This is a genomic window from Streptomyces sp. NPDC002276 (genome assembly GCF_053891435.1).
Window position 1 is genome coordinate 45,134 of sequence record NZ_JBSFCQ010000005.1, and the last position, 7,082, is coordinate 52,215.

At 71.4% G+C, this 7,082-nt stretch carries 4 protein-coding genes; 2 read left to right on the forward strand and 2 right to left on the reverse strand.

The window, feature by feature from the left end; all coding sequences use genetic code 11:
• Positions 1–362: 362 nt before the first annotated feature.
• A complete protein-coding gene (locus ACWIHT_RS14820; protein ID WP_456168827.1) occupies positions 363–1,391 on the reverse strand; it encodes a zinc-binding alcohol dehydrogenase family protein in 1,029 nt (342 codons plus the stop codon).
• A gap of 123 nt (positions 1,392–1,514) precedes the next feature.
• Positions 1,515–1,808 (reverse strand): winged helix-turn-helix transcriptional regulator, encoded by a 294-nt coding sequence (locus ACWIHT_RS14825; RefSeq protein WP_456168829.1) that lies wholly within the window; start codon positions 1,806–1,808, stop codon positions 1,515–1,517.
• Positions 1,809–1,966: 158 nt separating this feature from the next.
• Between ACWIHT_RS14825 and ACWIHT_RS14830 the strand changes: the two genes are divergently transcribed.
• Together ACWIHT_RS14830 and ACWIHT_RS14835 are read left to right on the forward strand one after the other, a co-directional pair.
• Complete coding sequence (locus tag ACWIHT_RS14830) at positions 1,967–5,098, forward strand: AfsR/SARP family transcriptional regulator (RefSeq protein WP_456168099.1); 3,132 nt, start codon at positions 1,967–1,969, stop codon at positions 5,096–5,098.
• A gap of 121 nt (positions 5,099–5,219) precedes the next feature.
• Positions 5,220–7,082: alpha-galactosidase (locus ACWIHT_RS14835; RefSeq protein ID WP_456168101.1), on the forward strand; the 1,863-nt coding region annotated here is incomplete at its 3' end.

A 7,082-nucleotide genomic window follows, 5' to 3' on the forward strand; every position in this document is an offset into this window, starting at 1 on the left:
GCACCGGAGACATCCGGTGCCCGTCGCTCTTCGGAATACCGGGGAAGGCTATTGTCTCGCCCGCTCGCGTGCCTCATGTACCGATCTCCTCTCCTCGGAGGTGAGGAGATCCATGAGCCGCTCGTTGTTGACCCAGTCGTTCAGCAGGGCATGGGAGCCCCCGAGGCTGAGCGAGTAGGCCCACATACTTCGTCCCCGTCGCGTCCCGTTCCATTCCGCCGCCCAGCGGAGCAGGTGATCGATGCGCTGCTCCGGCGTGAACCTCATGACCCGCATGCTCGTCATCTTTCCGTGGTTACGAGAAAGCCTTTTCCTCTTCCGCTTGGTAAACGGGACGAGGAACAAGGAGGTTCACAGGCCGATCAGAATCCGGTGAGCGTCACCTTGCCGATGGCGGCGCCGGATTCCAGGACGCGGTGCGCCTCGCGCAGATGGGCCGCGTTGATCGTGCCGAGGTCCCGGGTGGCCGTGGTCCGCAGGCTGCCCGCGTCCACCAGCCGGGCGATCTCGCCGAGGACGTGGTGCTGCGCCGCCAGGTCCGGGGTCCGGTACAGGGAGCGGGTGAACATGAGTTCCCAGTGGAAGGAGATGCTCTTCGACTTCAGCAGCCCGATCTCGACGGCACCGAAGTCGTCGATGGCGAGCAGGTCGCCGAACGGCTTGAGGATCTCGGCGTACGCGGCGAGGTTCCGGTCCGTTCCGGCCGTGCCGAAGATGTGGTCCACGCCACCGGGTGCCACCTCGGCCACCTGCGCGGGCAGGGGGTGATGGTGGTCGACCACATGTGTCACGCCCATACGGCGGGCGAACTCGACGGTCTCCGGGCGGGAGGCGGTACCGATCACGGTCAGGCCGGTGAGGGCTCGGGCCAGCTGGGCCACCATGGCCCCGACCCCGCCCGCCGCCGCGGTCACCAGCAGCGTGCCGGTCTGGTCCGGACTCTGCCGCAGACCCAGGCGCTCGAACAGGCCCTCCCAGGCGGTGAGCGAGGTCAGGGGCAGTGCCGCCGCCTCGGCGAAGGAGAGCGTGCGGGGCTTGCGGCCGACGACGCGCTCGTCGACGGCGTGGAAACGGGAGTTGCTGCCCGGCCGGTCGATCGCGCCGGCGTAGAAGACCTCGTCGCCGACCGCGAACAGCTCGACCTTGTCGCCGACCGCGACGACCGTGCCGGCGGCGTCCCAGCCCAGCACCTTGGGCTCGCCGCCCGGGTCGTTGCCCTGCCGGACCTTGTAGTCCACCGGGTTGACCGCGATCGCCTCGACCTGGACCAGCAGATCGTGCGGACCTGGCTCCGGGAGGGGCAGTTCGAGGTCCAGCAGGCTTTCGTCGTCGTCGACCGGCAGGCTCTTGCGGTAGCCGACCGCGGGCATCGTCTTCGGGGTCACGCTCATCATGGATCTCCTCGGTTCGTGCGGTGGCCGGTGAAGGGCCGCGACCACGCTCCGAACGGTATCCATCGGGAGGCAGTAACCTTCAAGGGAGCCTACTTCCCATCAGGAAGTATCCAGGTCAGGTCAGGCGGCATCAGGAAAACGGTCGATGTTCTGCTCCACCCAGGTTCGCAGATGCGCGAGCGGCGCGCAGGCGTCCAGGCCGAGCGGGGTCAGGCTGTACTCGACCCGGGGCGGCACCTCGGCGTAGATCCGGCGGTCGACCAGGCCGTAGTCCTCCAGTCGGCGCAGCGTCTGGGTGAGAACCTTGGGGCTCACGCCCTGGAGCCGGGAGCGCAGCGCGCCGAAGCGCTGCGGGCCGCCCTCCAGGGCACCGAGAGCGAGGGCGCTCCACTTGTTGGCGAGCAGGTCCAGCATGTCGCGGCAGGGGCAGGCGGCAAGATAGACGCTCTTGGGGTCGTCGCAGAGGCCCGATGTCTTCGTCATCCAGCGATGGTACCCAACGGGTACCAGCAACCCTTGCGGGTAACCGCCACCGCTTCCGTACGGTGGCCGACGTGCACGAAGGTCGAGACATGAACGATGACGGCATCCACTTCCGACTCCTCGGCCGCCTGGAGCTCGCCGACGCGAGCGGTGCCGTCGCTCTGCCGGGTGCCGTCTCCCGCGCGATCGTCGCCCGGCTCCTGCTGGCCGGGGGAGCGGTGGTGCACCGCGACACCCTCATCGACGAACTGTGGGAGGAGCGCGGGGCCAAGGACCCCGTCAACGCCCTCCAGGTCCAGATGACGAAACTGCGCGCGGCCCTCGCGGCGCACGGCGGGGACCGGCGCCTCCAATCCCGTTACGGCGGCTACCAATTGGTGCTGGCCCCGGAGGACGAACTCGACACGGTCCGTTTCGAGGCGGCCGTCCGAGAAGGGCGCGAGCAGCTGGCGGCGGGCGCGTACCGGAAGGCGGAAGACGCTCTACGGCGGGGACTTGAGCTGTGGCGGGGCCGCGCCCTGGACGATCTGAAGGGCCGGGTCTTCGACGCCGAACGGCTGCGCCTTGAGGAACTGCGCCTGGGCGCACGGGAGGACGCGGCCGCCGCCGGTCTCGAACTCGGCCGCGCCGCCGAACTGGTCCCCGAACTCACGGCACTTGTCTCCTCCGCACCCCTGCGCGAACGGTCCCGGGCCCGCCTGATGCTCGCCCTCCACCGCGGCGGGCGCCACGCCGAGGCCCTCGACGTCTACGAGGCGGGCCGCCGCCTGCTCCGCTCCGAGCTGGGCGTCGACCCCTCCCCGGAACTGCGCTCCCTGTACGAGGAGTTGCTCACCCGCGACCGGTCCCCCGGGACGGCGGTCCCGGACGCCGTACGACTGCTCCCGGCACCCGCCGACTCCCGTCCGGCGCCCGGGCGGGGCGGGCCCGACCATCCCCTCGGCCCGTTCGTCGGCCGTGGGGCGGACCTCGACGGATTGCGGGCGGCCCTGGCGCGGGAGCGGCTGGTGACCGTCGTAGGGCCCGGTGGTGTCGGCAAGACGCGGCTGGTGCTGGAGACTTGTGCGTCGATGACGTCCTCGTACGACGCCGCGTGGTGGGTCGATCTGGCGGCGGCGGACGGCGCGGGTGTCCTCCCGGCCATCGCCGCGGCCCTGGGCCTTTCGGACGCCGCGGTACGGCCCGACCGGCCGCCGCACGACTATGTGCACCGGCTCACCTCGTTCTTGACGGAGCGTCAGGCCGTGCTCGTGCTCGACAACTGCGAGCATCTGCTCGACACGGTCGCCCCGCTCGTGGCGGTCCTGCTCGGCCGGTGCCCCGCGCTGACCGTGCTGGCCACCAGCAGGGCGCCGCTGGCCGTCGCGGGCGAGCGGCTGTTCCCGCTGGAGCCGATGTCCGACGGCGAGGCCGCCGAGCTGTTCGGCACCCGGGCCCTCATGATCGACCCGGACTTCAGCGCGGAGGGGCCGGAGCTGGACGACGTCCGTTCGCTGTGCCGGGCACTCGACGGTCTGCCGCTCGCGGTCGAACTCGCCGCCGCACATGTGCGGTTGCTGCCCGTGCGCGAGATCGAACGCCGCCTCGACAACCGCTTCGCCCTGCTGGCCAAGGGGAAGCGGACCGCGCCCGCCCGGCACCGCACGCTGCGTGCCGTCCTCGACTGGAGCTACGCCCTCCTGGACACCACCGAACAGCGGGTGCTGACCGAACTCGCCCTGTACGTGGGCGGTTGCTCCCTCGACACGGCGGAGACGGCGCTCTCCCTCCCCGGGGCGGACCGCCACGAGACCCTGCGGGTGCTGGCCCAACTGGTCGACAAATCCCTCCTGTTCACCGTCCCGACGCCCGAGGGGAGCCGACTGCGGATGCTGGAGACGGTCCGCGAGTACGCGCTGGACCGGCTCAGGGCCGAAGGGCGGGAGGCCGAGGCGGAGGAACGCTTCATGGCGTGGGCCCTGCGCTTCGTGCACGACACCGCGCCAGGCGGCCAAGGGGAGTGGATCAGCCGGCACACCGCGGAGTCCGCCAACGTCCGGGCGGCCTCGGACCTCCTGATGGCCCGGTCGAGAACGGCCGAGGCCCTGGGCCTGGAAACCGGACGCGCCTACTACTGGACCATCAGCGGCCGGGAGGAGGAGGGCATCGACCGCCTGCGCCGCAGCCTGCGGGCCTACGACGTCGTGGAGCCCACCGAGGAGGACGAGTTGGCGCTCTTCCGCGCGCTCACCTGGCTCGTCTGGCTCAGTCATGTCGTCGGCCGGCACGCCGAGGCCGGCCTCTTCATCGACCAGTACCAGGTGACGTGCCGACGGGCGAAGAACCCCGACGTCGGCGTCCTGGGAGCCTGCCACGAGCCGCTCCACGCCATGCTGAGCGGACGCCACGAAGACGTGGAGGAACTCTTCGCACGGGCCGAGCACGGCATCGCGGGCACCGACTTCCACTGGGACCGGGCGGTCCTACAGACCAACTGGACGACGTACTGCCTCCAGCGCGGCGACATCGACGGCGCCCGCGCGCACGGCCGGACCGCCGTCGCGGCGGCGCGCGCCGCGGGCGACGACTACGCGCGGGCGTTCTCCCTCGTGCTCCGCGGCGACGCGGACGAGAGCGGCGGCTTCCGCGACCGGGCCCGCGAGCACTGGACCGAGGCCGTCCACCTGCTGCGCCCCATCGGCGCGCGCGCCCTCTACGCCTACACCGCGCTGCGGATCGTCTGCCTGGACATCGGGGAGGGCGCGATCGCCACCGCCGAGCACCGGCTCGCGGAGGTGGCGCGGCTCGCCGACGAACTCGGCGCGGACGACGTCCGCGCCGCCGCGGCCGTCCTGCGCGGAGCGCTCGCCTTCCACGGGGACCGCTTCCCGGAGGCCCGGACGATCTTCGCCGGTGTCTGGGACAGCCCCACGGCACCGCTCGACCGCAGGGCGATGTCCGCCCTCGGCATGGTGGCCGTCGCGGCCTTCGGACCGCCCGTCCCCTCGGCGGCCGAGGAGACACGGCTGTGGCGGGACCGTGCCGCCAAGGCGCACGACCGGGTGCGCGAGCCACTGGCCCGCCGCACGGTCGGCGCTCTCCTCGACACCCTGGACACCTGTTTCCGGTCCGGTCCGGCCGACGGGCACGGGGCGGACCGGGTACGGGCCTGGCTGGTCGACAATCCCTCCGTGCTGGCCGGCTTCAGCGGAGTGCTGACCGGACCGGGCCGTCATCGCTGACCCGGACGCGTGACACGAGTGTCCACAGGTTATGAGTTCTCCACAGGCGTTGCCTCGCAGGTCCCGCACCATTGATGATGTTGGCGCTTGAGTGGACTTGTTCGAATCTGTGAGGGACTTGATGCTGGAGACCGCCGAGAACGGCCGTACGTGGGTGCTTTCGGGCCCCACGAGCAGTTACGCCGTCCATCTCACCGAGCGCGACGAACTGCTCCATCTCCACTGGGGTCCCCGTATCGCGCTCGCCGACGCCGAGGAACTCGCCGCCCGCCCGCTCCCCGGCGGCTCCTCCTTCGAGTCCCCGCTCGACGGCCGCGAGGAGTACCCGGTCGAGGGCGGCCCCCGCTTCGTCCGCCCCGCCCTGTCGGTGCGCACCCCGGAGCGGCGCGGCACCGAGTGGACCTTCGACCGCTACGACACCGACGGCGACGAACTGCGGCTCCGCTTCCGCGACGCCGGACTGGCGATCACCCTGCACTACCGGACGCGCGGCGACGTCGTGGAACGCTGGACGGTCCTCGACAACGAGGGGACCGAGCCGCTGGAGCTGCTGCGCGCCGACTCCGCCACCTGGACACTGCCCGACCGGGAGGAGTGGCAGCTGTCGCACGTGCACGGACGCTGGGCCGCCGAGTCACGGCTCGTGCGCTCCCCCCTCACCTACGGTGAGAAGGTCATCGGCAGCCGCCGCGGCCACACCGGACACCAGTACCTCCCCTGGGTCGCGCTCGACACCGACGCGACCGAGGAACGCGGCGAGGTCTACGGCTGCGCCCTCGGCTGGTCGGGGTCCTGGCGGATCGCCGTGGCCCAACTCCCGGACGCGCGCGTGCAGATCACCGGCGGTGCCGGGTACGACGAGTCCGGGCTGCTGAGCCTCGCGGCCGGGGAGTCCTTCACGACGCCCCTCTTCGCGGCCCTGTGGAGCGACGCCGGCTTCGGCGGCGCCAGCCGCACCTGGCACGACTACCAGCGCACGCACGTCATCCCGGACGCCGACAAGGACCGCCCGGTGCTCTACAACTCCTGGGAGGCCACGCAGTTCGACATCTCCGAGGAGCAGCAGGAGGTGCTCGCACAGCGTGCGGCGGCGGCCGGTGTCGAGCTGTTCGTGGTCGACGACGGCTGGTTCGGCGCCCGCACCAGCGACCGCGCCGGACTCGGCGACTGGACCCCCAACCCGGACCGCTTCCCCGCCGGCCTCAAGCCCCTCGCGGACCGCGTCCACTCGCTGGGCATGCAGTTCGGCATCTGGGTCGAACCCGAGATGATCAACCCGGACAGTGACCTGTACCGCGCCCACCCGGACTGGGTGCAGTACCAGGAGGGACGAAAGCGGACGGAGTTCCGCAATCAGCTCATCCTCAACCTCGCCCGCGAGGACGTCCAGGAGTACCTCTGGGAGCAGCTCGACGGACTCCTCTCCAGCGCCCCGATCGACTATGTGAAGTGGGACTTCAACCGCTGCTTCACCGACGCGGGCTGGCCCGGCGACGCCTATCCGCAGCGCCTCTGGGTCGACCATGTGCGCGCCCTGTACGCCCTGTTGGACCGACTGCGGGAGGCCCACCCCGGTGTCGCCTTCGAGTCCTGCTCGGGCGGCGGCGGCCGGATCGACCTCGGCATCCTCAGCCGTACGGACCAGGTGTGGACCTCCGACAACACCGACCCGCTCGACCGGCTCGCCATCCAGCACGGCTTCAGCCAGATCCACCCCGCGCGCGTGATGGCCGCCTGGGTCACCGACAGCCCCAGCACCCAGCTCAACGACCGGGTCAGCAGCCTGCGCTTCCGCTTCGTGAGCGCCATGGCCGGGGTTCTCGGCGTGGGCGGCGACCTCTTCGAGTGGACCGAGGAGGAACTCGCCGAGGCCCGCGAGTGGATCGCTCTCTACAAGGAGATCCGGCCGCTCGTGCAGCACGGCGACCTCCACCGGCTGCGCCCGCCGACCGGCGGACTGAGCGCCGTGCAGTACACGCGCGGC